Origin of the sequence: Marinifilum breve, assembly GCF_003202155.1 — a bacterium.
In the GTDB taxonomy this organism is placed as follows: domain Bacteria; phylum Bacteroidota; class Bacteroidia; order Bacteroidales; family Marinifilaceae; genus Marinifilum; species Marinifilum breve.
Map to the genome: position 1 here is coordinate 568,993 of NZ_QFLI01000002.1, position 24,222 is coordinate 593,214.

General features: G+C 36.3%; 20 protein-coding genes. 13 read left to right on the forward strand and 7 right to left on the reverse strand.

Features of this window, described 5'->3' with window-relative positions; genetic code table 11:
• Nucleotides 1–12 precede the first annotated feature (12 nt).
• From DF185_RS06420 to DF185_RS06430, 3 genes are all read left to right on the forward strand, one after another.
• Entirely contained in the window at nucleotides 13–540 is a 528-nt protein-coding gene (locus tag DF185_RS06420) for a carboxypeptidase-like regulatory domain-containing protein (RefSeq protein ID WP_110359912.1), read from the forward strand.
• A gap of 286 nt (nucleotides 541–826) precedes the next feature.
• Nucleotides 827–1,531: a zinc-ribbon domain-containing protein gene (locus DF185_RS06425; protein ID WP_110359913.1), complete on the forward strand. Its 705-nt coding sequence runs from the start codon at nucleotides 827–829 to the stop codon at nucleotides 1,529–1,531.
• A gap of 816 nt (nucleotides 1,532–2,347) precedes the next feature.
• Complete coding sequence (locus tag DF185_RS06430; protein WP_110359914.1) at nucleotides 2,348–4,168, forward strand: hypothetical protein; 1,821 nt, start codon at nucleotides 2,348–2,350, stop codon at nucleotides 4,166–4,168.
• A gap of 184 nt (nucleotides 4,169–4,352) precedes the next feature.
• Here the strand turns inward: DF185_RS06430 and ovoA are convergent, their stop codons facing one another.
• Entirely contained in the window at nucleotides 4,353–6,488 is a 2,136-nt protein-coding gene (ovoA, locus tag DF185_RS06435; RefSeq protein WP_110360138.1) for a 5-histidylcysteine sulfoxide synthase, read from the reverse strand.
• 934 nt (nucleotides 6,489–7,422) lie between these two features.
• Between ovoA and DF185_RS06440 the strand changes: the two genes are divergently transcribed.
• Nucleotides 7,423–7,746, forward strand: a complete 324-nt coding sequence (locus DF185_RS06440; protein ID WP_207784594.1) for a GlsB/YeaQ/YmgE family stress response membrane protein — start codon at nucleotides 7,423–7,425, stop codon at nucleotides 7,744–7,746.
• A gap of 3 nt (nucleotides 7,747–7,749) precedes the next feature.
• On the opposite strand, the gene DF185_RS06445 is transcribed toward DF185_RS06440, so the two are convergent.
• Entirely contained in the window at nucleotides 7,750–8,067 is a 318-nt protein-coding gene (locus tag DF185_RS06445) for an antibiotic biosynthesis monooxygenase family protein (RefSeq protein ID WP_110359915.1), read from the reverse strand.
• Complete coding sequence (locus DF185_RS06450) at nucleotides 8,064–9,011, reverse strand: hydrogen peroxide-inducible genes activator (protein WP_110359916.1); 948 nt, start codon at nucleotides 9,009–9,011, stop codon at nucleotides 8,064–8,066. Before DF185_RS06450 ends, DF185_RS06445 begins: the two co-directional genes overlap by 4 nt.
• Before the next feature lie 241 nt (nucleotides 9,012–9,252).
• On the opposite strand from DF185_RS06450, the gene DF185_RS06455 reads away from it, so the two are divergent.
• The 3 genes from DF185_RS06455 to DF185_RS06465 are packed head-to-tail and all read left to right on the forward strand — an operon-like array spanning nucleotide 9,253 to nucleotide 13,217.
• A complete protein-coding gene (locus tag DF185_RS06455; protein ID WP_110359917.1) occupies nucleotides 9,253–12,225 on the forward strand; it encodes an AsmA family protein in 2,973 nt (990 codons plus the stop codon).
• Nucleotides 12,218–12,853 carry a thioredoxin domain-containing protein gene (locus tag DF185_RS06460; RefSeq protein WP_110359918.1) on the forward strand — a complete coding sequence of 212 codons (636 nt, stop codon included), beginning with the start codon at nucleotides 12,218–12,220 and terminating at the stop codon, nucleotides 12,851–12,853. Before DF185_RS06455 ends, DF185_RS06460 begins: the two co-directional genes overlap by 8 nt.
• A 13-nt stretch (nucleotides 12,854–12,866) precedes the next feature.
• The gene (locus tag DF185_RS06465; RefSeq protein WP_110359919.1) at nucleotides 12,867–13,217 is read left to right on the forward strand and encodes a hypothetical protein; all 351 of its coding nucleotides are present in this window, start codon (nucleotides 12,867–12,869) and stop codon (nucleotides 13,215–13,217) included.
• An 89-nt stretch (nucleotides 13,218–13,306) separates the two neighbouring features.
• Here the strand turns inward: DF185_RS06465 and DF185_RS06470 are convergent, their stop codons facing one another.
• Nucleotides 13,307–13,828 (reverse strand): TlpA family protein disulfide reductase, encoded by a 522-nt coding sequence (locus tag DF185_RS06470; protein ID WP_110359920.1) that lies wholly within the window; start codon nucleotides 13,826–13,828, stop codon nucleotides 13,307–13,309.
• A gap of 205 nt (nucleotides 13,829–14,033) precedes the next feature.
• Here DF185_RS06470 and DF185_RS06475 point away from each other — a divergent pair, with 205 nt between their 5' ends.
• The 6 genes from DF185_RS06475 (at nucleotide 14,034) to DF185_RS06500 (ending at nucleotide 20,906) form a co-directional block, all read left to right on the forward strand.
• Nucleotides 14,034–14,732 (forward strand): 5'-methylthioadenosine/adenosylhomocysteine nucleosidase, encoded by a 699-nt coding sequence (locus tag DF185_RS06475; RefSeq protein ID WP_110359921.1) that lies wholly within the window; start codon nucleotides 14,034–14,036, stop codon nucleotides 14,730–14,732.
• A 15-nt stretch (nucleotides 14,733–14,747) separates the two neighbouring features.
• Nucleotides 14,748–15,227, forward strand: a complete 480-nt coding sequence (locus DF185_RS06480) for an S-ribosylhomocysteine lyase (RefSeq protein ID WP_110359922.1) — start codon at nucleotides 14,748–14,750, stop codon at nucleotides 15,225–15,227.
• Nucleotides 15,228–15,326: 99 nt separating this feature from the next.
• Nucleotides 15,327–15,776 carry a DUF3592 domain-containing protein gene (locus DF185_RS06485; RefSeq protein WP_110359923.1) on the forward strand — a complete coding sequence of 150 codons (450 nt, stop codon included), beginning with the start codon at nucleotides 15,327–15,329 and terminating at the stop codon, nucleotides 15,774–15,776.
• Nucleotides 15,777–15,907: 131 nt separating this feature from the next.
• Nucleotides 15,908–16,498 (forward strand): DUF4251 domain-containing protein, encoded by a 591-nt coding sequence (locus tag DF185_RS06490; protein ID WP_110359924.1) that lies wholly within the window; start codon nucleotides 15,908–15,910, stop codon nucleotides 16,496–16,498.
• Between the two features lie 116 nt (nucleotides 16,499–16,614).
• Nucleotides 16,615–18,588 carry a peptidase U32 family protein gene (locus DF185_RS06495; RefSeq protein WP_110359925.1) on the forward strand — a complete coding sequence of 658 codons (1,974 nt, stop codon included), beginning with the start codon at nucleotides 16,615–16,617 and terminating at the stop codon, nucleotides 18,586–18,588.
• 203 nt (nucleotides 18,589–18,791) lie between these two features.
• Nucleotides 18,792–20,906: a M3 family metallopeptidase gene (locus tag DF185_RS06500; RefSeq protein ID WP_243421755.1), complete on the forward strand. Its 2,115-nt coding sequence runs from the start codon at nucleotides 18,792–18,794 to the stop codon at nucleotides 20,904–20,906.
• Nucleotides 20,907–21,007: 101 nt separating this feature from the next.
• Here the strand turns inward: DF185_RS06500 and DF185_RS06505 are convergent, their stop codons facing one another.
• From DF185_RS06505 to DF185_RS06515, 3 genes are all read right to left on the reverse strand, one after another.
• Nucleotides 21,008–21,595: a TetR/AcrR family transcriptional regulator gene (locus DF185_RS06505; protein ID WP_165835963.1), complete on the reverse strand. Its 588-nt coding sequence runs from the start codon at nucleotides 21,593–21,595 to the stop codon at nucleotides 21,008–21,010.
• A gap of 655 nt (nucleotides 21,596–22,250) precedes the next feature.
• Nucleotides 22,251–23,105: a sulfurtransferase gene (locus DF185_RS06510; RefSeq protein WP_110359928.1), complete on the reverse strand. Its 855-nt coding sequence runs from the start codon at nucleotides 23,103–23,105 to the stop codon at nucleotides 22,251–22,253.
• A 36-nt stretch (nucleotides 23,106–23,141) separates the two neighbouring features.
• Nucleotides 23,142–24,182 carry a porin gene (locus DF185_RS06515; protein ID WP_165835964.1) on the reverse strand — a complete coding sequence of 347 codons (1,041 nt, stop codon included), beginning with the start codon at nucleotides 24,180–24,182 and terminating at the stop codon, nucleotides 23,142–23,144.
• Nucleotides 24,183–24,222: the final 40 nt, after the last annotated feature.

Here is a 24,222-nt window from a genome sequence, read left to right on the forward strand (position 1 = left end):
AACCAAACCGAATTGGCAAACTACTCTATTACAGCTGAATTCATAACTGCTTACAAAAAACGCATCGATGATATCGAGGACAAAAATGCAGATAAAATTCGCATCAAAGAACAGAACAAGCTCAACAAAAAGGAGTTTGAAGACTTGATTCGAACTACCGATATCTTTCTGAAAGAAAAACTCGACTGGTCTATCGAAAGCTATCGTGTTTCTCATCCCGATATGGTAAATGCCTACTTTAGCGCACGCAAACTGCAAAAGGTTAACACCTCACATATCGACGTGCGAGGATTTATTGTAGATAAGGAAACAGGATCGGCCATTTCTTACGGTGAGGTAAGCGTTGTAGAGAACGATATGCAAACCAAAATCACTAAAAATGGGTACTTCTCATTCAAGAATTTCCCTGATGGTGAATTCACGCTAAAGGTAGAGAATATCAATTACGAAACTACAATGATTACTATTCGTCGTTACAGTAACCAATACCTTAACATTAAAGTAGAGATGCAGCCACAACCGCTTCCGCATCCGGCATAAAACAAATATCCTTACTGATATTAAAATTAATAATTGTAAAGCCAAGGCATCCCCTTGGCTTTTTCTGTAAAATGCTTTGTGAATGAACAAGCGGAGTTCGATGAATAGCAGATATGCATTTACACAATCTTTACAAGTTTTAGCCACACTCTCGGGAATTTATCCGACAAACTTCACCAAAACTAACTTTAACAAAATACGATCACCCAAACAAACAATTTATCCTAATCCTTATTTTATTTTGAATTATTATCCTTACTTTTAATCAAAACATACAATAAACACAATGACAAAATATTACATTATTCCTGAAGCCTTCGAAGAAGCCATGAAGGCAAAAAACTTAAGCTCTGAACAAATTTTTGAAAAGTTAAAATTAAAACAATCAATCTTTGAATCTATTTTTTCCGGAGTGAAACGAATAGATGAATACAGCATTTTAGTACTAACAGAAATATTCGAGTTCGATTTCCATAAAGTCATTAAAAAATCACAAGATCCTCACTACATATTCCATAAAAAACAGGAACAAATCCAAAAGAATGAAGAAGAGTCAATTTCTACTCCTTCCCAACCTGATATCATAAAAGAGTATAAACTAAAAGAGCCTGAAAAGCATTATCCAGGAAAGCACAAGTGCACTTGCTGTAACTATTTAATATTTGAAGCACTAAACTACTGCCCCAACTGTGGAAATCAACTCCCTGAGGAAGTGAGATTTTGCGATTCCGATCAAAGCTTCGAAACTTCAACAGATCAACACAGGTTGATTTATCCTAATGTCCTAAAAACACGACTAAGGAAGCTAGGTCTTTTATTTCATGACCTGTCTGAATCCCTTCCACTAACAAGACCAGCCTTCCAAGCTATTATGAAAGGGCAAATGACTGTTAGACCTGACATACAAGAATTAATATCTAAAAAATTAGAAGCTCCCGTACATTATTGGTCCGGCGAAGCCGAAGAAGTCATCATAGAGAAAGTAGAATAAAGTACTCTACATTTCTTTCTATTCAATAAAACATTTCAAAAGAAACACATTGATCGGGAGCCGCAATAGTCCCGATAACTATCGGGAGCGAGTCGGGGCACACCGTAACCATAGAATGGCGAACAGTATCCGATTGGCTTGATTCTTTTGCTTACTTTTCTCATCTAAGGAACCGAGCTATGCGAGCTCATGAATACCCATGAAAATTATGAATGAATAAAAAAGTAAGAACCCGTCTGGCTTGAAGACAAAACAAACCAATCCATTATCCGTCGCAATAAACACACCACACAAAACACTCCACCCAGTTGCGACGATCTCATTCAAAAACCATTAACCCAGGGCGACGGTCAATATCAATCCCTTCCCCTGGGCTATATGTTCTTTGCCCTTCAGGCAAAACCCGTTTAAAACAACGTTTATTTATTGCACCAACAGTGACATTCAAAAATTTGTTGGGCCCCATAGACGAGGAAGTCGTAAAGAACAGGATTCCATGAACGAGGTACGAGTGAATATTATTTTATTCACAGAATAATTATATCTGTAAGGTGTTCATGAGCTCACTTCGTTCGGTTGTTTAGACTTTAAGTCGTTATGGGTAACGAAATTTTTGGCGTCTAGTCCCGATAGCTATCGGGATTGGTTCTTTTATAACAATGATAAAAGAACAGCCCATCCGGCTTGAGGATAAAAACAATTACACAACATAAACAATCAACAGTTAAAATACACTCTAAATATTATATCATTTATTACATTTGTCTCCTCAAATTAACCTAATACCATTTAAATCATACTACAAACTTAACACACATGAAAAAATTATCTTTCATTGCTTTTCTTCTTTTAATCCTTATCTCAAGTTGCGACAACAAAGATGACAACGCAAATGAATTTTTAGGTGGTGACGGACAAATCGTTGCAACCATATTGAACAATGGAAATGAAGTAAATAAAGGAATTAAAGTTATTACTGATCCATACACTAATGAGCTTACAACTGATGCATTTGGACAGGTGCATTTTAAAGGGTTAAAAACAGGCACTTATGATGTTTACAGCTACATCCCTAAGTATGGCAGCGGAAAAACCATTGTAAAACTAAACGATGACCTGCAAAGAATTGACATTGACATCATTCCTGGATTATTAGCTGAGCCATATGTTTTCATTTCATCTCCTCAATTATACGCAGGATTCTCTACTGATGAAGAAATTACATTTAAGGCCAGGGTTCTCGACAACAACACCAGCATAGACGATTTAAAATTGCAGTGGAGCAGTAATATTGATGGAGACCTTGAACTATTTAGTAAAGATGAAGAAGGATATGTAGTAATGAAAACCAGTTCCTTATCTAAAGGAAAACACTACATTAAAATTGAAGCAACAAACAATCTCGGCATTACTTCTGGCGATTCAATTATAATTAACACTTTAGCTCCTAAAAGCATTGACCTGGAAGTAGAAAAATTAGCTGATCATTCTGCAAAACTAAAATGGAGCAATTTAGATCACGAAGTTGTAAAAATGGAACTGTATAGATCTATTCCAGGACAATATAACAGTGAATTGGTTACAAGCATCACCAATTTTAGTTCAAATGAATTCATCGATACCAAAGTACCTTTCGCTGAGAAACTTTCTTACTATGCTGTACTTTATAATAAAGAAAACTACGAAAGAACCAGTAACTGGGTAGAGACAACAGGCACTCCTACATTCTTAAATTCAATTCAACAAGCAGAGCTGCATCCTAGCAAACCAATCATTTACATGTTATCTGATAACAAGATCACAGCTGTTAACTATGAAGACTATACCGTAGTAGACGAGTTGTCTTTAAATGGCTCCATTGGATACTTCCATATCGGTAATAATGGCTTCGGAAATGAACTATACATCCCAAGTTCAGATGGTTGGTTGTACATTTACGATTTGGATAACCTTAACGAAAAAGAAAAAATTAACGTTGGAGTTGCAGTTGAGTGTGTAATCAGTAACAACAAAGGACTCCTATTTGCTTCTGTGTCTCCTTCGCCTTGGTGGGAACAACCATTAAGATCATACAGCCGAGAAACATTAGAGTACATCGATGGATCTGGCGATTTCGACGACACAAGATTAAGACTATTGCCAAGTGGAAATGAAATCATTGAAATTACCACAAGCATCACTCCTATCGACATGGATTACTATAAATTCGATGAATCAGGAAAGTTTACTCTTCACAAAGAAGACAGGTATCATGGCGATCATCCCCTTGATGCTAATATTTTTAAAGTCTCTAATGTAAACAATGTTATCATCACATCTCGTGAAGGAGCACTTTATCATGCAAATTCAAGTATGGAGTTTATAGGAACCCTTCCAAGAGGAAATGACACCTACAATGATTTTGAATTTAACTCAAACGAAACAAAAATCTTTGCAGGAATTAATGATAAAAAACAAATTGACATCTTTAATTACTCCTCATTAAGTAGAATTGACAATTTCAAAACTAAGGGGTATCCTGTTTTTATATTACGCAAAGACAACAAGTTGGTAATAGTTAGTTCAGGAAACTCCTACAGTAATTCTTATTACTATTCTTCTCACGGAGACATTGGTATCGAAACAATTGATTTGTAAACTTCATAAGAAACATAAAGAACGGAGAACTAATAATTCTCCGTTTTTTATATCTAAAATCGAATATTTGAACAAAATCAAAAAGTGCCTATAGCACAAAACCCATTACCCCTGGGTGACAGTAAAGCCGAATCCGCCTGATGAGACAAAACATCACCCCCTTTTCTCAATTATTCATTGTTAATTACTTCTTTCTCCAAACCGTCATTTCCGCAACCGTATGCTGAAACTTACGCGATGTTTCCCTTATCACAAATGGCACATCTTTGGGTTCGTCTACCATTTGAAAATGATCAGACAAGATATCCTTCAAGCCCTGAAGCGTAGAGTATGGTTCTCCGTCTTTTCTGAAGCCACCAATCCAATTTTCTACTTCGGTGAACTCCTCCAACCAGGTATAAGGAGAAGTCAACACCAACAAACCATCCTTATTGATTCTATTGGCAATCTCTTTTAGGAATTTCTTCGGATCGTATAGCCTATCCAGCAAGTTTCCGGCAAAAACCAAATCGTAACCCGAATACAAAGTCTTCAAGTTGCAAGCATCCGCCTGGTAAAACTCTACCTTATCTCTATATTGATCCAAACCAAAATCACTCAACTTAAACTCCTGGTACGAATTCAGTTGTCCCTCCTCTTGTCGGATGTAATTCAACTTCCCGCTCTCTTTAAGCTGCGTACCAATTCGAATGAAACGAGCCGAAAAATCAAGCCCCGTAACATGGTCAAAATACTTCGCCAGTTCGAAGGTCATTCGTCCAGTTGCACATCCCAAATCCAAAGCATTACTTCGCTTCGCATCCCTTATGTGGCTTTTTATTAAACCAATACACGAAAGCGCATAATTTTCAACTCCAAAGTACTTTTGCCCGTACTGGAACTCACAATATTGCGATACCAACTCATCGGTTTCATAATAATCCGATTTAATTTCTACCTCCTCTTCCGATTCGATATATCGGAATCCGGCATGTTGAAAGAAGTGACGACGAAAAGCGTAACGCGAATCTCGAATCGCAAGATTCCCTGTCGATATCCACGATCCCCCTTTTATCAGGTTGTGCTTGGCATCAAAAGTAGGAGTCGAAAAATCATCATAGAAAGGATGCACCTCAAAACCATCCAATCCTGAGATCGGCATTTCGGTCCATTGCCACACATTCCCAACCACATCGTAAAAACCAGCCGATTCAAATTGATCTACCGGACAAGGAGATGCATAATGCTCCAGGTTGATGTTTCCAGGCGCTTGCTCCCATTCTGGTTGATCCGGTATTTGCACACTATCATATAAACGATAATACTCCGCTTCGGTGGGCATTCTCAATTTCTTTCCCACTTGCGCCGATTTCCAATTACAAAATGCCTTGGCCTCCAAATAATTTACTTCCACAGGCCAATTCCATGGCATTTCAATCTCCTCACTCATCAAACGAAGCTTCCAATGTTCTCCATCCTTTAACCAAAAGAATGGATAGCTGCATTTCTTGTATTGCACCCAATTCCAGCCCTCTTCGGTCCACCATTTTTCTTTTCCATAGCCATCATCATCTACAAACTCTTTAAACTCCTGGTTCGAAACCAAGTACTTCGAAGCATTAAAAGATTTAATTTCAGATTTAAAGCTTCCAAATTCATTGTCCCAGCCATAAAGTGCATCATCACGATCCTTTCCTATGCTCACCCTACCAGCCTCTACTCTTTCCAATACATTTTCAGGAGCCACATTACTATCTGTGCAGCTTTCAAACAAATCAATTTGCTGAACCTGATCAACAGGCAATTGCCTGATCAATACAGATGATGTCTCGATGTGAATTCGTTGATGCTCAATGCCCATTAAAATTACCCAGAACTGAGATTCCCAATTGACAGGCATTTGCAGGGGAAGTTCAAGAATTAGGTTCTCGATTATTTGCTTCACTTGCCTGCGATATTGTTTTACATCCTCCAATTTAGGCCAGTCGTAATGCTGCTCATTCAAATCATCCCACGACATTTCATCTACACCAACCGCAAACATCGATTCAAATTTGGGGTTCAATCTTTCAGTTAGAATCCCTGCCAGAATTAATTTATTAATGTAAAAGGTAGCGGTGTGTCCAATGTAAAAAATCAAAGGATGACGAAGTGGATCAGCCCTCATGTAAAAAGCCTCTTCAGTTTTCAGGCTATCGTACAATCTATCATCCAGCGCCCATGTGACTTGAAAATATTTTAAAATCTCCTCCCTCTTTTCCTCAGGACTTCCCTCATTTAAAATGGGAGATTTATTTACAAGGATGTCATTATTTAGTAGAATATCGTTCTTATTTTCCATTACAAATTTCATTAATCTTAATACTCATCTGAAGTTAATGAAAAAACAAATCACCACAAATCAAACTCACAAAACATCACTCATTTAAGAGAAAATTAACAGCTCGAAAACAATACGAACCAATCCATCATTCGCCGCAATAAAAAACCACACAAAGCAACGTACCTAGTTGCGACGATTTCATTTGAAACACATTAACCCAGGGCGACGGTCATTATCATTCCCTTCCCCTAGGCTATATGATATTTGCCCTTCAGGCAAAACCCGTTTAAAACAACGTTTATTTATTGCACTAACAGTGACATCCAAAAATTTGTTGGGAACCCATAGATGAAAAAGTCGTTAAGAACAGAATTTCATGAGCGAGGTACGAGTGAATATTATTCTGTTTAGACTTTAAGTCGTTATGGGTAACAAATTTTTGGCGTCTAGATCTTTTGGTTCTTTTATAGCAATGATAAAAGAACAGCCCGTCTGGCTCGAAGACAAAACAAACCATATTATCCGTCGCAAGAAACCTCCCACACAAAACACCTCACCCAGTTGCGACGATTCCAAATCAAACCCATTACCCCAGAGTGGCAGTCATTATCACTTCCTTACCCTGGGCTATTAAGATATTTGCCCTTCAGGCAAAACATGATTTAAAATAATGCAATTAGATTGAAGGAAAGATAAACTAATGTAATAACTCGAATAAAAGTGAAAACCTCAATTTTTGTGGGGACCGGCATCAGCTGCGCAAGTGGGGCCCCATAGGCAGAGAAATCGGCAAATAGAAATGCTGTCGAACGAAGAATGAGTGAGACTATCTATTTCTATTCGCTTTGGAGCCGTGATGGGTCACTGAGTAGATGCGCCGTAGATTCTTTGCAAACTTTCTCATCAATGGAACCGAGCTTTGCGAGCTCATGAATGCCCGTAAAAATTATAAATGAATAAAAAGTTTGAGCCCATCCGGCTTGAGGATAAAAACCACATATTTTTTCGTATCTTAATAAAAACCAACACGAACAACATGAGCTACATTCTCTTCATCATTATCGGAATCATTGCCGGCTGGCTGGGTAGCATTATCGTTAAAGGAAAAGGCCAGGGACTTCTCATCAACATGATCGTAGGAATCATTGGAGCCTTCATCGGCGGAAGCATCTTAGACCTTCTCAACATCAACATGCCTGGCTTTTTCGGAGTTTTGGTTGCATCAACACTAGGAGCCGTTGTTTTAATCTGGCTCATCGGCTTCATACGAAGATGAGATTCACTTCTCAAAAAAGTAATCCGAATCCACCTTACAGATCCGAACGGCATATTTCTCGTACCATTCCTCTTTTCCTCGTTTCTGGGCAATTCTATGCGCCGGATGCTCCTGCCATTTCTTAATTGCCTCCAAACTCTCCCAATACGAAACCGTTATGCCCAATTCATTTCGTGCCGATTCCACTCCCAGAAATCCAACTTGTGTTTGGGCTAGCTCTATCATTGTATCCGCCATTTCCGAATAACCTTCATCTCCTTCTGCCCTTACTGATGAAAAAATCACAGCGTAATATGGTGTTTTAAATGTCTTAGCAATCATTGTTCTATAAAATTTGTTTTAACTACTTCCTTATTGTCTTTATTTAGCATCTTTTTAGGAATACAATCTTTAATGGTACTGATCACTGAGTTCAGAAGATTCTTTCTCACCTCGCTTTTCAGTTGAATCAGACTAACCTCCCTAACCTTATCGTTTCCCTTGATCTCTTTCAACAAATCCTCCTGATCAGCAGGAATCATTAATGTTGCCAATTCAGGAACAAATGTAATACCCCCTTTGTATTCCACGATTCTTCGCAAAGCATCTATATTATTGCTTTCATAAACCAGTTCACTCTCCTCTTTTTTGTTTAAAGAACAGATATTGGTAACCTGATCCATAAAACAATTCCCTTCTTTCAGCATCCATATGCTGTTGTGATCTATCTTATCAATACTGATTTCATCTTCCTCAAACAAATCATGCTTATCGGATACGTAGAGATAGAACTTCTCGTAAAAAATCGGGTAAATCTCAAGATTACTCTTCAGTTGAATTGGAGTTGAAATAATCCCTCCATGCAAGCTACCGTCTTTCACGCCTTGTAAAACCTCTTCGGTAATCATCTCTTTAACGGTAAGTTTCAGTTTCGGATAGCGCTGATTGAGTTCATCCACAAACAGAGGCACCAAATATGGCGAAAGGGTTGGTATGATACCCAAACAAAGCTCTCCCTGAATATCTTCAGACAAGTTCACAGCAAAATCTTCCAGGTGCTTCGATTCTGTGATCAGCAATTGTGCTTTCTCCAGAAAAAGATTTCCATTTGTAGTGGGTTCTACCTGCTTCTTGCTTCTGTCGAATAGCTTTATTCCCAGTTCATCTTCCAATGCTTGTATTTGCAAGCTAACAGCAGGTTGCGATACCCCCATAAACTTGGCCACCTTACCATATCCCCCTAGCTTTTGCAAAGCCAAAGCATATTCAAGCTGTTTTAAGGTCATATTATTAGTTTTTATTATCAGGATTGTCAAGATAATAAAAATTCATTATTAACATCAACACAATTAAATAAAACGATAAAGATGTCACTCACTTCGAAAAACAAGTTAATTATTGTTCATCATCTACGGAAAATCATTTTATCTTTGCGATCTATAATAATGTTAATGCTGAAGCAGTATTTTAGAGCTTCAAAAGCTCACCAGGAACAATTTGCTGAATGCTCTACTTAATCAAAAGGAAATGAACAGAATACCAAAGATTCTGAAAAGATTTATAGCAATTCTCTTAAGCCTCTGTATCGTTTTGGTGCTTATCGCAGAAATGGCTGAAGATTTTATTGCCAAAACTGCACTCAATCAAATTAACAGTGACATTGATGCCTCCATCGAAATTCAAGACATTTCCTTTTCCCTTCTCAAAAGGTTCCCTTATGCCACCATTGAGTTCGAAAACATTCTAATCCAATCTAAATTAAACAAGGATACTCTTTTAGGAGCCAGTAAAGCCTATGCTTCTCTCCATACTATAGATCTAATAAACGGAAACATCAACACCAAAAAGCTGGAGCTAAAGGATGGTTTCTGCAATTATATCATCAGCCACAATAACCAATGCAATTTAGATTGCCTTTTATCAATTGGCGGAAATAGCAACTCTTCTGAAAGTTCGAGTTCTCAACAATTAGACCTCAACAAAGTCTTGCTAAATAACATTCGCTTTTTCTATGCTGATTCTACCTCTGCCACACAGGCCGAAATCCTAATCGACAAAACGGAGGTAAAAGGCAAAGGTAGTAACAATACCTACCAAGCTAAAATCAATGGAAATGCAGTGGTTTCGAACTGCAACTATCAAAATAGCAATTTACACAAGTTGGAGAATGCCCAGGTCAGCTATCAAATTTCCTTGGCCGATAAAGACTTACACATCGAAAATCTGCTAATTACCAGCAAAGGAGTGAACCTACATGCCAAAGGCAATATCAATCTTCAGGATAAACTAAACTCTAACATCAACATCCTGACTTGCAATGTACAGCTCGATAAAATCAAGCAATACATTCCCAAGGATATCCTTTACAACAATCAAATACAACAAATCACCGGGACTTTAGCCCTTACAGGAAGCATTGAAGGAAACCTCTCTGATACATTATTACCTAGAGTACAAGCCAACTTTAAACTCAGCAATGCACAGCTCAAAAAAGAAGGCTTCCCTGCTCTACAAAAGCTAAACTGCAAGGGAAGCATCGACAATGGAGCAGAAAGAGCAATAGAAAGTACTCGTGTGATATGCGAGAATTTAGATTTCACTACAGAAAAGAGTTCAGGAAGTTTGTCTTTCGACATTGTAAATCTTGATAAACCATCTTACAAATTCGATTCAAACCTTTCCATTGATTTGGAAGAGGTCAAATCATTCCTGCCTGATTCATTAATGAAGCTATGCTCTGGTACAGCCAATGTTCACACAAAAGGCAAAGGAAAACTTAATTCACTTGATGAATTACAGAATCCTGATTATTTGATGAATCGATTACAAGGAAAGATTGATTTAAAAGATGTAAAAGCATCTAAAGATTCCATTCAGCTTGATTCGTTAAACCTTCTTCTTGATTACAAGCCTAATCAGCTTGCTATTTCACTGGCTAAAGGCACAATCACTTCGCATAACATCAAACTTAAAAAAGGAAGCCTACAATTGAATCTTGAAGGCAAATTGTCAAACTTAAAGCAGCTAAAGGCAAGCATCGATTCTATACATTTGCAAACCAATCAGAGTCTACTTTCTGGAAACATTCAAATGGAGAATGTAACAGAACCAAACTACAAACTTCATTTGCTTTCTGATATTAATTTACAAGAGTTTAAACATCTGATTCCTGATTCTCTAATCACAAACCTGAATGGCAGCATCATTACAGAAATACATTCAGCTGGTAAATTAAATCCCGACTCTATCGACAAGCAAATAGTTGATTTGGTTTGCAATCACAGTCAGATAAAAGCAAACTGCAAAAACATTTCAATCAAAAGCACCAACCCAAGCATTCAAATATCCGATCTATCAGGGCAATTTAAGATTCAAGAAGACACCATTACACTGCACAACACAACTGCTTCGGCCTTTGGCATTAACATGAATTTGGATTCAACCAAAATCGGGAACTACTACCATACCATTGTTGAAAATAAAGAGCAAAAATTATCCATTTACAGCTCTCTTCATTTCGATCAAATCAATTACCAAACCATCGACTCACTTCTTCAGTCATTTAGCAGTGATACCGATAATGCAGAAACAAAAAGTTCACGCAATTACTCTTACGAGATAAAAGGAAAACTTAGAGGTGATCACTTTACCTATCAAAAAGCAAAGGCAAACAACATCTCTACTCTTTTTAACATCAGCGATAGCATCGTTTTGCTCGACAAATTCGAGTTTGATGCCTTTAAAGGAAATCTGAACAATTCAGTTCGCTACAAAATCATATCAGACAATAAGCAAATCGTTAATTTCTATAACCATACCGAGAATTTAGACATTGCTCAATTGATGAAGGATTTCAACAACTTTAAAGAGTATGAGCAGGAATATATCAAATCAGAACAAATAAGTGGTACGCTAAGCTCTGATCTACATGGAGAAGTTCTGTTAATGGGAGATTCTCTGGTGCATGATTCAACCTTACTCAAAGGTGATTTCAAACTAGAAGATGGTGGACTGTTTAATTTCAAGCCTGCAATGGAACTCTCAAAATCCACAAACATAGAAGAGCTTGACAACATGCATTTCAAAACCATTGAAAGTAAAGTTTTTGTATTTAAAAATGCCGTTTACATCCCACAAACCGAAATCAAAAGCAATGCAATGGATATTTCGGCCTATGGAATGCAGAGCTTCAACGATGATTATGAATATCACCTTCGCGTATACCTGGGTGAAGTACTAAGAGGTAAAACCAAACGAATAAGAGAGAAGCAGGAAAAACAAGAAAACAAACCCGATGGCGGCACATCAGGCTTAACATCCCTTTTTCTGGTTTCTAAAAATATTGATGGCAAATCACACAGTGGCCTAGATACCAAGAAAGGCAGAGCAAAAATGAAAACCAAAATTAAATTGCAACAAGTAGTTCTGGATTTTCTATTCCACCCTAAGCTAATTGATTTTGACACAAAAGTTGAAGAAAATCCTACGAAGCATGAATAAATTCAATCGAATCATATATATCATCTCATTTGTGCTCTTTGCACTGCTTTGCTATGTTGTGGTACACAAATTTGTTTCTACTTCCAACAATGCAATTCAAGCCAATGCAGAAGTAGTTCAAAAAGAATTTGACATTGTTTTTGGTAACTCCAATGCTAATCAATCCATATTTGTATACACTAGCTACAAATGCGGATATTGTCGTCGTTTCTTTCAAGACGTATATCCTTTGTTGAAAGAGAATTATATCGACAAGAATCAAATCAATCTAGTCATCAAACTGATTGAACCAAATCAAGATCCGGAAATGGTTGATGCATTGCAATTGGCAATCTCTGTAAACAAGTTCGGTCGATTCGATAAATTACACGAACTCCTACTCCATGACTATAGAATCGTTTATACGGATGAATTTAAAGTCCTCTGCGATGATTTCACCAGAAACAATTCTGAAATCGAAAAACATTTCTATGATAATGAGGACCATAAATACTTGAAAGAAAATTATCAGGAATTTATTGACTTAAACTTAACAGGAACTCCTAGCTTTGTAATCAATCAACACATCTACAAAGGATTTAAAAGTTTCGAAGAACTAAAAGAAATAATAAGAAATATAAAACACTAATAATCAAATCAACATGAACAAAAAACTTCTTTTTTTACCGATAAGTTTGTTGGCAATCATTGCTCTTTTACAATTTGGTTGTGATTCTGATTCAGACAAGAATGAAGATGTTTGTGAGGCATTCCCAACTCCAAAAGAGTGCAATACATCTACTCAGGCAACCGCGTGTTGTTCCGACGAAGACAATTGCTACTACTTGTATAATGGGAAAAGGTATGCTTATACAGATGCTGGACAGCAAGAACTATTAAACGTTATGTGTCCTGATCTATCAAAATCGCAAGCAGCAGAGGTTTACAAGCAACTTAATGCAAAAACCCAAAAATTATTGGAACAAGCTAGAATGACTGCAGAGTGTTATTAAAAGCTAAGTTCGAAAAAACAATAGGCTATATCTTTCAATACAGCCTATTGTTTTTTATATCTCTAAATTGTTTTCACAATTTATCACCTCTAAAAGAAAAACCATCGCTTCTTTCGCAAGCTTTTTAATTTTTTTTCAAGTTTCTCACCTCTTAAATTAATGGCAACAATAATTCCATTTTCATCGATAAGGTAATTTGCAGGTATCGATCTTATTCGATAAGTTTTAGCAGCTACATTTCTCCATCCCTTAAGATCGCAAACATGATTCTTCCAGATTAAACTATCCTGTTCAACTGCTTGTTCCCAAGCTTCTTTATTTCTATCGAAAGAAACACTATAGATTGTAAATCCACTCCCCTTACGAAACTCAATATTTTTGTATTTGCTATATGCCCTAAGTAGGTATTTGCTCTCTTTTCTACATGGCTTGCACCACGAAGCCCAAAAGTCTATTAAAATAAGTTTTCCTCTTAAATCTGATAAGGATATTTCTTCTCCCGAAAATGTTTTTTGCACAATCTCTGGGGCTTTATCACCTACTTTTAAAATTTGTGCTTGTACATCTCCAATTAACAGGAAAACAAAAAGAACTACAATATAATATTTCATTATGGTAAAATAATTTCAATGACAAAGATGCACTTTATATCCAAACTGACAAAATACCTTTAAAATAGTCCAATTTATACGCGAAGTCTCCTTTAAAAGCAAACTCAGGTTCAAGAATTGTTTATAACTTTGTGGGCTCTTAATAAATCGAACAATAAAGGCAATTGAACTTTATTCTTCAAACTTTGAACTTTATACTGTATCCATGAAAATAGGCATTATAGGGGCAATGGAAATTGAGGTTGTAAGACTTCGAGCACTTTTGTCGGATAAGAATGAACAAAAAAAAGGTGGTTTTGTTTTCTATACTGGAAAGCTAAACGGAAATGATATTGTTTTGTTACAATCAGGTATTGGAAAAGTAAATGCTGCAATTGGTGCGGCCATCATGATCGATAATTACTCTCCTGATTTTGTAATAAACACTGGTGCTGCCGGAGGATTTCTTGGCGATTTAAAAGTTGGCGATATTGTTATCTCCAAGGAATTGATTCATCACGATATGGACTGTACAGTGTTTGGATACAAAACAGGTCAAGTTCCTGGTATGCCTGCTAGCTTTGTTGCTGATGAAAAATTAATCGATTTGGCTGATAAATGCATTCACAAATTAATTGATGTAAAAACCAAAACAGCAACAATTCTTACTGGCGATCAGTTTATGAATAATCCTGAAGCCACTAAAAAAATTAAAGATACCTTTCCAACTGCCGAAGCTGTTGAAATGGAAGGAGCTGCAATCGCTCAAACTTGCTTTCAATTTAAAGTTCCTTTTGTAGTTATCCGATCAATTTCGGATATTGCAGGACAAGAGAATGCAGTTGAGTATGAAGAATTTGTTGAAACAGCAGCTGTAAATTCAGCAAATATGGTTGTTGAAATGACAAAAGAATTAGCAAAATAGTTTAAATCAAAGGATATGGAAAAGATAGATAGCTTTACAGTTGATCACAATAAATTAAAGAGAGGTATTTACGTATCAAGAAAAGATCAATTTGGTGACGAAACCATTACAACATTCGATATCAGAACCAAATTAGCAAATCAGGAGCCTGCAATGGATATTCCTGCTATGCATACCATGGAACATCTTGGAGCAACTTTCTTAAGAAACAGCAAAGAGTGGGCAGACAAAACAGTTTACTTTGGCCCTATGGGATGTAGAACCGGATTCTATATCATCTTCCATGGTGATCTAAGATCAGAAGATATTATTGATGTTACCAAAGAGATGTTTGATTTTATGGCTGATTTCCAAGGAGAGATTCCTGGAACCAATAAAATAGAATGTGGTAACTACGTGAGTCACGATCTAACAGTGGCAAAATGGGAATCGGATAAGTACAGAAAAGAAGTACTTTCCAATCTTACAGATGAAAACTTGAATTACCCACAATAATTCAAACCATATAAAAAAGGTTAAGGTCGTCATTCTTTGATGACCTTTTTTATTTACTAATTTTCATTAAATTTATGGAAACAGAAATTGCCCTAACCTATGAAAATTACTGGTTTTCGATTCTTTATTATTACCGCTTTAATACTACTTATTCCAATTTACAGCAATTGGAGATTGTTATTGGATGGTGATAAAACTGAAGGAATCGTTATAAAAACCAGTAAAGACAATATGGGACAACTCTATTCAATTTACTCCATCATCCAGTATGAAGTTAAAGATAAAACCTACCAATTAAAAGGATTGGAAAATGTTGAATATCCACTTGGAAAAAATTTTACCATACTATTTGATCCTGATAATCCCCATGACGCGATTCTATACAATTTCAAAGGCATTTACTTCAATCGTTCGACCTCCGTTGCCATTGTCATGTTCGTTTTATGGGTAGCTTTTTATTTAAGCTTTAGTCCTAAAAGTGATAAAAGAAGATCACAAAGAGAAAAGTTCAAATCCAACGGAAAATTCTCTTCCCATCAATTAAACTAACCCCACTCCCTTCTTCAAATAACTAATTTTCAATCTTTTTAAGATTTGTTGACATTTAAATGGCACGCATCTTGCAATTGTGTGATCGACTGCAGTAAAATTATTTGGGTTAGAAATATTATTTTATAGTTATGAAACGAAATACATTAACACTAGTAGCAATTTTAATATTGGGAGCAATCTCATCTTCAAGTTTTGCAGAAGGTAAAGAATTAACCAAGCAAGAAAAGAAAGAACTTCGAAAAGAAAAGAGAGCAATTCGTAAATCCGAAAGAGAAAGATATAATCAGGAAATGCATGATAAAGCATATCAAGCATTAAAGGATCTTAATTTTGTTCTTGAAGCCACAAGTTTACAAAATAAGAGGGGTAAAATGATTAATGTTTCTGATCATTTAAACTTTATTTCAATTGAAAAAGACAAGGCTACTCTTCAATTGTCATTTAGAGGATACGGCGGACTAAATGGATTAGGTGGAATTACATTAAATGGTAAAATCCGCAACGAGAAGTTCTCTACAGATAAACATGGTAACCAATATTTGGAGTTCAATGTAATGGGTGCTGCAATTCATGCTGAGGTAAGAATAAGTTTGAATGCTTCTGACAATTTTGCTGACGCCTCTGTTGATGCATCAACCAGAAGTAGTAAAATCCAATTTCGCGGAAGCCTGGTGCCAAAAGATGATACAAGAACTTACAAAAGTGGTTTCGACATATAGTTACATACAACAGCACTATCTCAACCGTTCTTCACAAAAGAGCGGTTTTTTTGTGTACAAAAGTCGTTTGCCCAATTTTCAATTCTATCTTTGCATGCAGAACAAAATTTTGAAGAATGAGTAAACCTGAATTATTACTACCTGTTGGAAATCCTGAAATGTTTCATGCTGCTGTAAAAGGTGGAGCTGATGCCGTATACCTGGGATTGCGTCAATTTAATGCGCGTGGAAGAGCATCAAACTTTACAAGCTCACAATTGCTGGCACTGATAAAAATTGCAAGGAAGAACAACATAAAGGTTTACCTTACTTTAAACACGGTAATTAAAAATGAAGAATTACCTGACTTGCTGGATACTTTAAATTTAATTCAGAAAACTGGAATTGATGCCATCATCATTCAAGATTGGGGTGTTTACTATTTGGTGAAGAAACATTTTCCCAAAATTACTATACATGCCAGTACACAAATGGCTCATCACAACTCTTTGGGAGCCATTTATTGCAAAGACAAAGATTTTGAAAGAGTTGTAATGGCAAGAGAACTGACTCTTCCTGAGTTAAAGGATATTCGTAAGAAATCTGATATTGAATTGGAGATATTCATGCATGGAGCTTTATGCTACTCCTTCTCTGGCATGTGTTTGTTCAGTAGTTTTCTAGGTGGAAGTGGTGCCAATAGAGGTTTATGCGCTCAACCGTGCCGAAGATTCTATGAAACAGGAAAAGAGAAAAGCTATGTCTTTAGTTTAAAAGACAATCAAGCTGTGGATGTATTGCCTGAACTTATGGAAATGGGTGTAGAATCTATTAAAGTTGAAGGTCGATTAAAACCAGCAGAGTTTGTATATAATGTATCTAGAGCTTATAGAAAGGTAATTGATAATAATGATTTAAAAACAGCTAAGGAAATTCTTGCCTATGATATGGGACGAGAAAAGACAGGATATTTTCTTGCAGGAAATGTAAACAAAGCCATCACCGAGAACACCAATACCGGTATTTTAATTGGAACAGTTGAAAAGAGAAATAGAAACACCGTAATCTTCTCCTCTTCTCACGAAATACAAGTAGGAAACAGAATCAGATTCAAGCAAAAGAATGGTGAACCACAAAAAGCTGTTAAGGTTAAAGAATTTAAAGAACTTGGTAAAGGGACTTATCAACTTGAAATCGGAAATATTGTAGCTGAAAAAGGTGATCAGGTATATTTAGCTGGAATGATGCAGGAAAAATTCCCAAACAAATTCCGCGAGGAAGGTAAACCACTCAAGGCTAACATGCATAGAACTGATAAAGCCAAAATCCTTAACTCATTAGGAAAAAAGAATATTCCGCAAAAGGAACAAATCTACATTCGAATTGATTCATTGGCATGGTTGCGTAAGGTAAATTTAAATGAAGTCAACTATTTAATTCTTAACCTAAAAAAAGCAGAATGGGAAGAGTTAAAATGGGATATTCCATTTCTTCAGAAAAATGCAAACAAACTAATCATTGAATTGCCAAAGTTTATTCAAGAGAAAGATTTAGGTTTCTATAAGCAGCTATGCAAAAAGGCCATGCGCAATGGATATCAAAACTTTATGCTGAGTCACCTTTCACAAAAACTATTACTTCCAAATAAAGCTCGAGTTTCATGCAACGAGAATGTTTATTTGTTTAACGATGCTGCAATAGCTCACTTGCGTGATGAAAGAATCAATCTGTTCTGTCATCCTCAGGAAAATGATCTGGAAAACCTGTTAAAAAGCAATGATCGTTTTGGAATTGTTCCTGTTTACTTCTACCCTCAATTGTTCTACTCTCGTATGCCAGTAAAAACGGTAAATGATGAATTAATTGATGACATGCAGGGGGAATACAACAAGGAACTTCGCGATGGAATGACCATTGTTTATCCAAAACATCCGGTTACCTGGATGCAACAAAAAAACAACCTTTTCAAAGAAGGATTCAGAAGGTTTTTGATTGACTTGACTAATGAGAAAGTATCATCGAATACATTTAAGAGATTGATGAAGAACTTCCAACAATCAAAACAAGTGCAGCCATCAACTAGTTTTAACCTAAAAAAAGGACTAAAGTAATTACCCGTTAATAATGAGTAATTAAGAAATTTACAAATACTATTGACATAGACCTAATATTTCTATTATAATAGTAATTCGTAATTGCCAATTCGTAATTAAATAAATCATGTTGCTAAATGGGTAAAAACCCTAGCAAAGACAGAGTTTTTTTACTATTTTGGCGATCGAACAATTTTAATATTAACACTAAACCTAACAAAGTGAAAAAGACGTTCCTTTATTTACTTGTAGCAGGTATGGCATTTACAGCCTGCGATGGAAAAAAAAGCGAGCAAAAGACTGACAATCCGTTTTTTGCAGAGTACAACACTCCACATCAAACTCCTCCGTTTGATTTAATTAAATTCGAACACTTTGAACCTGCTTTCATGAAGGGTATGGAAGAAGGTCGTGCGGAAATTGATGCAATTGCAAACAGCAAAGAAGCTCCAACTTTTGAAAATACAATTTTAGCATACGAAAAATCAGGTGCTTTATTGGATAAAGTAGGAAATGTATTCTACAATATTAAAGGATCGGAAAACAACGATTCTATTGCTGCATTAGCTAAAAGATTATCTCCAATTACAACTAAGTATTATGGTGATATTAGCTTAAACGAAAATTTATTCAAAAGAATTAAGACTGTTTACGAACAAAAAGATCAGTTAGAACTTTCTGTTGAAGAGCAAACCATGTTGGAAAAAATCTATCAGGGATTTGTTCGTGGTGGTGCTAACTTGCCAGCTGACAAGAAAGAAAAACTTCGTGCTATCGATTCAGAGATTTCTTCTTTAACTCTTCAATTCGGTGAAAATGTATTGAACGAAACTAACGCTTTCGAGTTGGTTATCGACAAAAAAGAAGATCTTGCTGGCCTTCCTGCTGGTGTTGTTGCAGCTGCTGCTGAAACTGCGAAAGCAAAAGGTAAAGAAGGAAAATGGGTATTCACTACTCAAAAGCCTAGCATGTTGCCATTCCTACAGTATGCTGACAAACGTGAGCTTCGTAAGAAGTTATACATGGGATATGTAAACCGTGGTAACAACAACAACGAGTACGATAACAAAGAGATTGCTAAGAAATTAGTAAACCTTCGTATTCAGCGTGCTAAACTTTTCGGTTACAATAACTATGCAGAGTATGTTCTTGAAAAGAACATGGCTAAAACTCCTGAAAAAGCATTCGAATTATTGAACAAACTATGGAAAGCTGCTCTTCCTAACGCCAAGAAAGAAGTGAAGGAAATGCAAAAAATCATCAACAAAGAAGGTGGTAAATTTAAATTAGCTTCTTGGGACTGGTGGTACTATGCTGACAAAGTGAAGAAAGCTAAATACAACCTTGACGAAGAAGAATTGCGTCCATATTTCGAAATTAACAATGTTCGCGAAGGTGCATTTGCATTGGCTAACAAACTTTGGGGTGTTAAATTCATTGAGCGTAACGATATTCCAAAATTCAACCCTGAAAATCAAGTCTTCGAAATGCAGGAAGCTGATGGTTCTCACATTGGTATCTTCTACATGGATTTCCACCCACGTACTTCTAAGCGTGGTGGTGCATGGATGAGCTCATTCCGTAAGCAGTCTGGTTTTGGAACCGATAAGGAAGTTACTCCAATTATCATGAACATCTGTAACTTTACAAAAGCAGTTGGTGATACTCCTGCATTGTTAACTCCAGACGAAGTTGAAACTTTATTCCACGAGTTTGGTCACGCTCTACACGGATTCTTCTCAAAGTGTAAGTACAACTACCTATCTGGTACTTCTGTAGCTCGCGACTTTGTAGAGCTTCCTTCTCAAGTTATGGAAAACTGGTGCTTCGAACCAGAAATGTTAGCAATTTACGCGAAGCATTACAAAACTGGTGAAGTTATTCCTGCTGAGTTGGTGAAGAAAATTCAGGATGCTGGTAAATTCAACCAGGGATTTGCTACTGTTGAGTATTTGGCTGCTTCAATGTTAGATATGAAATATCATACTTTAACTGAAGAATTAACTGAAGATGTAATGACATTTGAAAAGAACTACTTGGAAGGTTTAGGATTAATCCCTGAAATCTATTCAAGATACCGTTCTACTTACTTCAACCACATTTTTGCTGGTGGTTACTCAGCTGGTTACTATGCTTACATTTGGGCTGGTGTATTGGATACTGATGCTTTCCAGGCTTTCAAAGAAACCAACTTGTTCGATAAGCAAACCGCTAAATTATTCCGCGACAATGTATTGTCTAGAGGTGGTACAGAAGATCCAATGAAATTGTACAAGCAATTTAGAGGTGCAGAACCTAGCATTGAGCCTCTATTGAACAAAAGAGGATTAAAATAATCAAAAGTTGTTGGCAATTAGCCATTCACTTTTAGCAAAATATAAAAACCGATTCACAATTTGAATCGGTTTTTTTGTTATTATTCATTATTAATTTATAATTACTCTTCATATTCTGCTTTAGTAATATACATATTCAAGACCTTCTGCTGCATGGCATCAATCGGATACCCTTCTGGCTCTAATACAAAATTCATCGCAATTCCATCCAACATAGAAGTCAAAAATTCTGTTTCCATTTCCGGATCAGCCGCTCCACTCTTACTGAAATATTCATTCAGCACATCAAATTTCATACTTACAATTTCATCTAACTCTTGTTGATATAATGGCAAAACTCCAGGCTGTAATCGTAATGCGTAAAACAGCTTAAAGAATTTTAAATTCTTCTCTATAGAATCAACGTAATCGTTTATAAAGAACAGCAATTCTACTTCCTGAAGATCTCCATCTTCATTTGGATCTAAACCATCGTACAATACATGAACAGCTTCGTCCACTATGGTATGCAGCAAATCTTCCTTGGTTTCAAAGTAAGAGAACAATTGATCTTCCGAAATTTCGGCAGCTTTAGCAATTTTTGCTCCTTTTGCAGCAAAATACCCCTCCTGCACAAAAATCTCTAAGGCGGTATTTAATATCTCCCTCCTTTTCTCAACATCTTGTGGTAATTTTTTTTTAGAAGCCATAACAACAATCATTTAGATGAAAAACATCGGTTTTTACCTAAGTTACGACAGAAATTTGCTTACTTCCAAAAATTTATAATTACAAAAAGTCATTGAATGCTCTGCAATAGGTTTAAAACTCATTGATTTCGTTGAGAAAATGTAACGTACTTGAACTCGTACAAGCATTTTTTGCTCAAAACGGAACGTACGACATCCGTACGCTACATCTGGTTGGCCAAAAGTGCCGTACGAGTCTGGTACAACACTTTCTGATGACTGGATGACGCATATTGAACTCGTACATGCAATTCTTTTCACAAAACGGAACGTACGACATCCGTACGCTACATCTGGTTGACCGGAAGTGCCGTGCGAGATTCGTACAACACTTTCGGCTGACTGGATGACGCATATTGAACTCGTACATGCAATTCTTTTCACAAAATGGAACGTACGACATGCGTAAACTATTTCTGGTTAGCCAGAAGTGCCGTACGAGATTGGTACAACACATTCTATTGAACGAATGGCTAGTACCCCAACCCTTAACTTCATCTGGCAGACCATATGATTTTCATCAATTTAATAGATTGAAATTGACTTAAAGTAGCAGCAATAAAAAACCAGAAAAGCATTTCACTTTTCTGGCTTAATCACAAATTTATTTGAATTGTTATTTCACCTTATTCGCAGCTATGCTTTGCCACTCATAATAAGCTCCATCGTACACTTTTACATTAGGATAATCAAGGGCTGTAACCAACGCCATATATACAATACCTGCTCTTACACTAGTTTCACAAAACAGTATTACTTCTTTATCTGCAGTAATGCCTTTAGCTTTAAATAGCTTCGCCAACTCCTCTTTACTCTTCAGCATTTTTTTAGAATTTAATACATGCTTAAATTCTAGATTTATTGATCCAGGAATCTTCCCTTTTCTAATTTTAGAATCCTTTGTTCCATTAAATTCCTCAGGAGAGCGAGTGTCAACCAATACCACATTTGAGTTTCCTTTAGCTTTCTTCACGTAAGCCAAATCCACATTCATTCCTTTGTTTACATTGGCAGTGAATGTTGTAGGTTTAACTTTTGAAGGCATTCGTGTCACTGGTTTTCTTGCTGCTTTCCATGCATCCATGTGTCCATCCAGAATTTTTACATTCTTGGCTCCCATATATTTTAGAATCCAATACAAACGACCTGAATATTTACCAGTTCCACTATCGTATATTACAATATTTTTCGATTCGCTAACTCCCTTTGATCCTAAAATCTTTGCTATTTCAGCAGGAGATTTCAACATACTTTTTACAGGTTCGTTATTGTAAAGATCTTTGTGATTTATATTGACTGCATTTACAATGTGAACTTTTTTATAATCAGCAGGCTTTCTTGCGGAAATAAGAATCGTATTCTTATCCTTCATAATTTTCAGGTAATCTTTCACCGATATTACATCAGCCTGGGCCCAACTTGCTTGTACTCCAATAAAAAGCATCAAAGCAACAACTAAAAATTTTCTCATAATGTTATACTTTTTAATTAATCAGATTTAATCGATTTAAAACTTAACAGTTACTTGCAGCATGAAAATATCATTATCAATTTCATCTGCTCTTTCGGCGCGATAAACATAGTTTGCCTGTATTTTTGTCCAGTCGTTTAGGAAATAATTAAGTCCATAAGTGGTACAAAATTCAGTATTGTTGCCCATATCCTTATCAGAATCAAAGAACTCACACTTAATTACTGGCTGAAGGTTGTTGTTAAATCTATACATAGCCATTAAAAATCCACCATCTCGCTTCACGCTTCCCTGATGAACGGTTAGTTCTTCTCCACAACCTCCACCAGTTGTATAAGAACCTACATCTTTACCATACAAATATTCAGCTTGTAACATAAATGCTCCGTTTTTATACTGAAGATCTGCTCCATATCTTGTTCTTTCATCATCTGGCATACCTGCAGTTGCAGAAGCTGATTCACCATATTTATAACTTGCTCCAAGTTTAAAATTCTTGTGAGGATTCACAACCACACGTGCAGCGTAGTCTTTGGTTTTGTTATTATCCTTTTCGAACAAACCAGTACCATTAGTTACAGCAAAACTATATTGGAATAATGTAGTATCTGCACCACCAAGCACCATAAAACCACGGTCACGATCAGGAGTCGCCAATTGCTCAACCACTCTTGAACGATTAATTGTGTGTAACTTGTGACATGGAGTATTTAATTCCAAAGAGATAGGTGATTTAAATGAACCTAGAGAGATTCTCGCAAAATCGTAACGCGAATAGGTTACAAATGCATCCAACAAATAGGCATCTCCATCATGTCTTGTATTATCAGGACTTGCTTCCAAAACTACATAGTAACTGATATCGTAAGGGATTTTCCCCATCACACCAATTCTTGCTCTGTTAAAATCAAAAGTATTGGTATCATCATTAGCTGAATGCTCATTATATTGGTATTTCGGCTGAATAAAACCAAAAACATTAACTCCCTCGTCCGAAGGTTCATCGCATCCCTGTGCATTAACCAGCGTAGGAAGACAAAAAGCAAGTGCAAATATTAAGGCATATAATTTTTTCATGATTATTCTTTTTAGGTTTTTGGATTGCATCTTCCATTCC

Coding starts and splice junctions, on each gene's coding strand:
- DF185_RS06425 (WP_110359913.1), top strand. CDS start 827: ATGACAAAATATTACATTATTCCTGAAGCCTTCGAAGAAGCCATGAAG.
- DF185_RS06430 (WP_110359914.1), top strand. CDS start 2,348: ATGAAAAAATTATCTTTCATTGCTTTTCTTCTTTTAATCCTTATCTCA.
- ovoA (WP_110360138.1), bottom strand. CDS start 6,488: ATGGAAAATAAGAACGATATTCTACTAAATAATGACATCCTTGTAAAT.
- DF185_RS06440 (WP_207784594.1), top strand. CDS start 7,423: ATGAATAAAAAGTTTGAGCCCATCCGGCTTGAGGATAAAAACCACATA.
- DF185_RS06445 (WP_110359915.1), bottom strand. CDS start 8,067: ATGATTGCTAAGACATTTAAAACACCATATTACGCTGTGATTTTTTCA.
- DF185_RS06450 (WP_110359916.1), bottom strand. CDS start 9,011: ATGACCTTAAAACAGCTTGAATATGCTTTGGCTTTGCAAAAGCTAGGG.
- DF185_RS06455 (WP_110359917.1), top strand. CDS start 9,253: ATGAACAGAATACCAAAGATTCTGAAAAGATTTATAGCAATTCTCTTA.
- DF185_RS06460 (WP_110359918.1), top strand. CDS start 12,218: ATGAATAAATTCAATCGAATCATATATATCATCTCATTTGTGCTCTTT.
- DF185_RS06465 (WP_110359919.1), top strand. CDS start 12,867: ATGAACAAAAAACTTCTTTTTTTACCGATAAGTTTGTTGGCAATCATT.
- DF185_RS06470 (WP_110359920.1), bottom strand. CDS start 13,828: ATGAAATATTATATTGTAGTTCTTTTTGTTTTCCTGTTAATTGGAGAT.
- DF185_RS06475 (WP_110359921.1), top strand. CDS start 14,034: ATGAAAATAGGCATTATAGGGGCAATGGAAATTGAGGTTGTAAGACTT.
- DF185_RS06480 (WP_110359922.1), top strand. CDS start 14,748: ATGGAAAAGATAGATAGCTTTACAGTTGATCACAATAAATTAAAGAGA.
- DF185_RS06485 (WP_110359923.1), top strand. CDS start 15,327: ATGAAAATTACTGGTTTTCGATTCTTTATTATTACCGCTTTAATACTA.
- DF185_RS06490 (WP_110359924.1), top strand. CDS start 15,908: ATGAAACGAAATACATTAACACTAGTAGCAATTTTAATATTGGGAGCA.
- DF185_RS06495 (WP_110359925.1), top strand. CDS start 16,615: ATGAGTAAACCTGAATTATTACTACCTGTTGGAAATCCTGAAATGTTT.
- DF185_RS06505 (WP_165835963.1), bottom strand. CDS start 21,595: ATGGCTTCTAAAAAAAAATTACCACAAGATGTTGAGAAAAGGAGGGAG.
- DF185_RS06510 (WP_110359928.1), bottom strand. CDS start 23,105: ATGAGAAAATTTTTAGTTGTTGCTTTGATGCTTTTTATTGGAGTACAA.
- DF185_RS06515 (WP_165835964.1), bottom strand. CDS start 24,182: ATGAAAAAATTATATGCCTTAATATTTGCACTTGCTTTTTGTCTTCCT.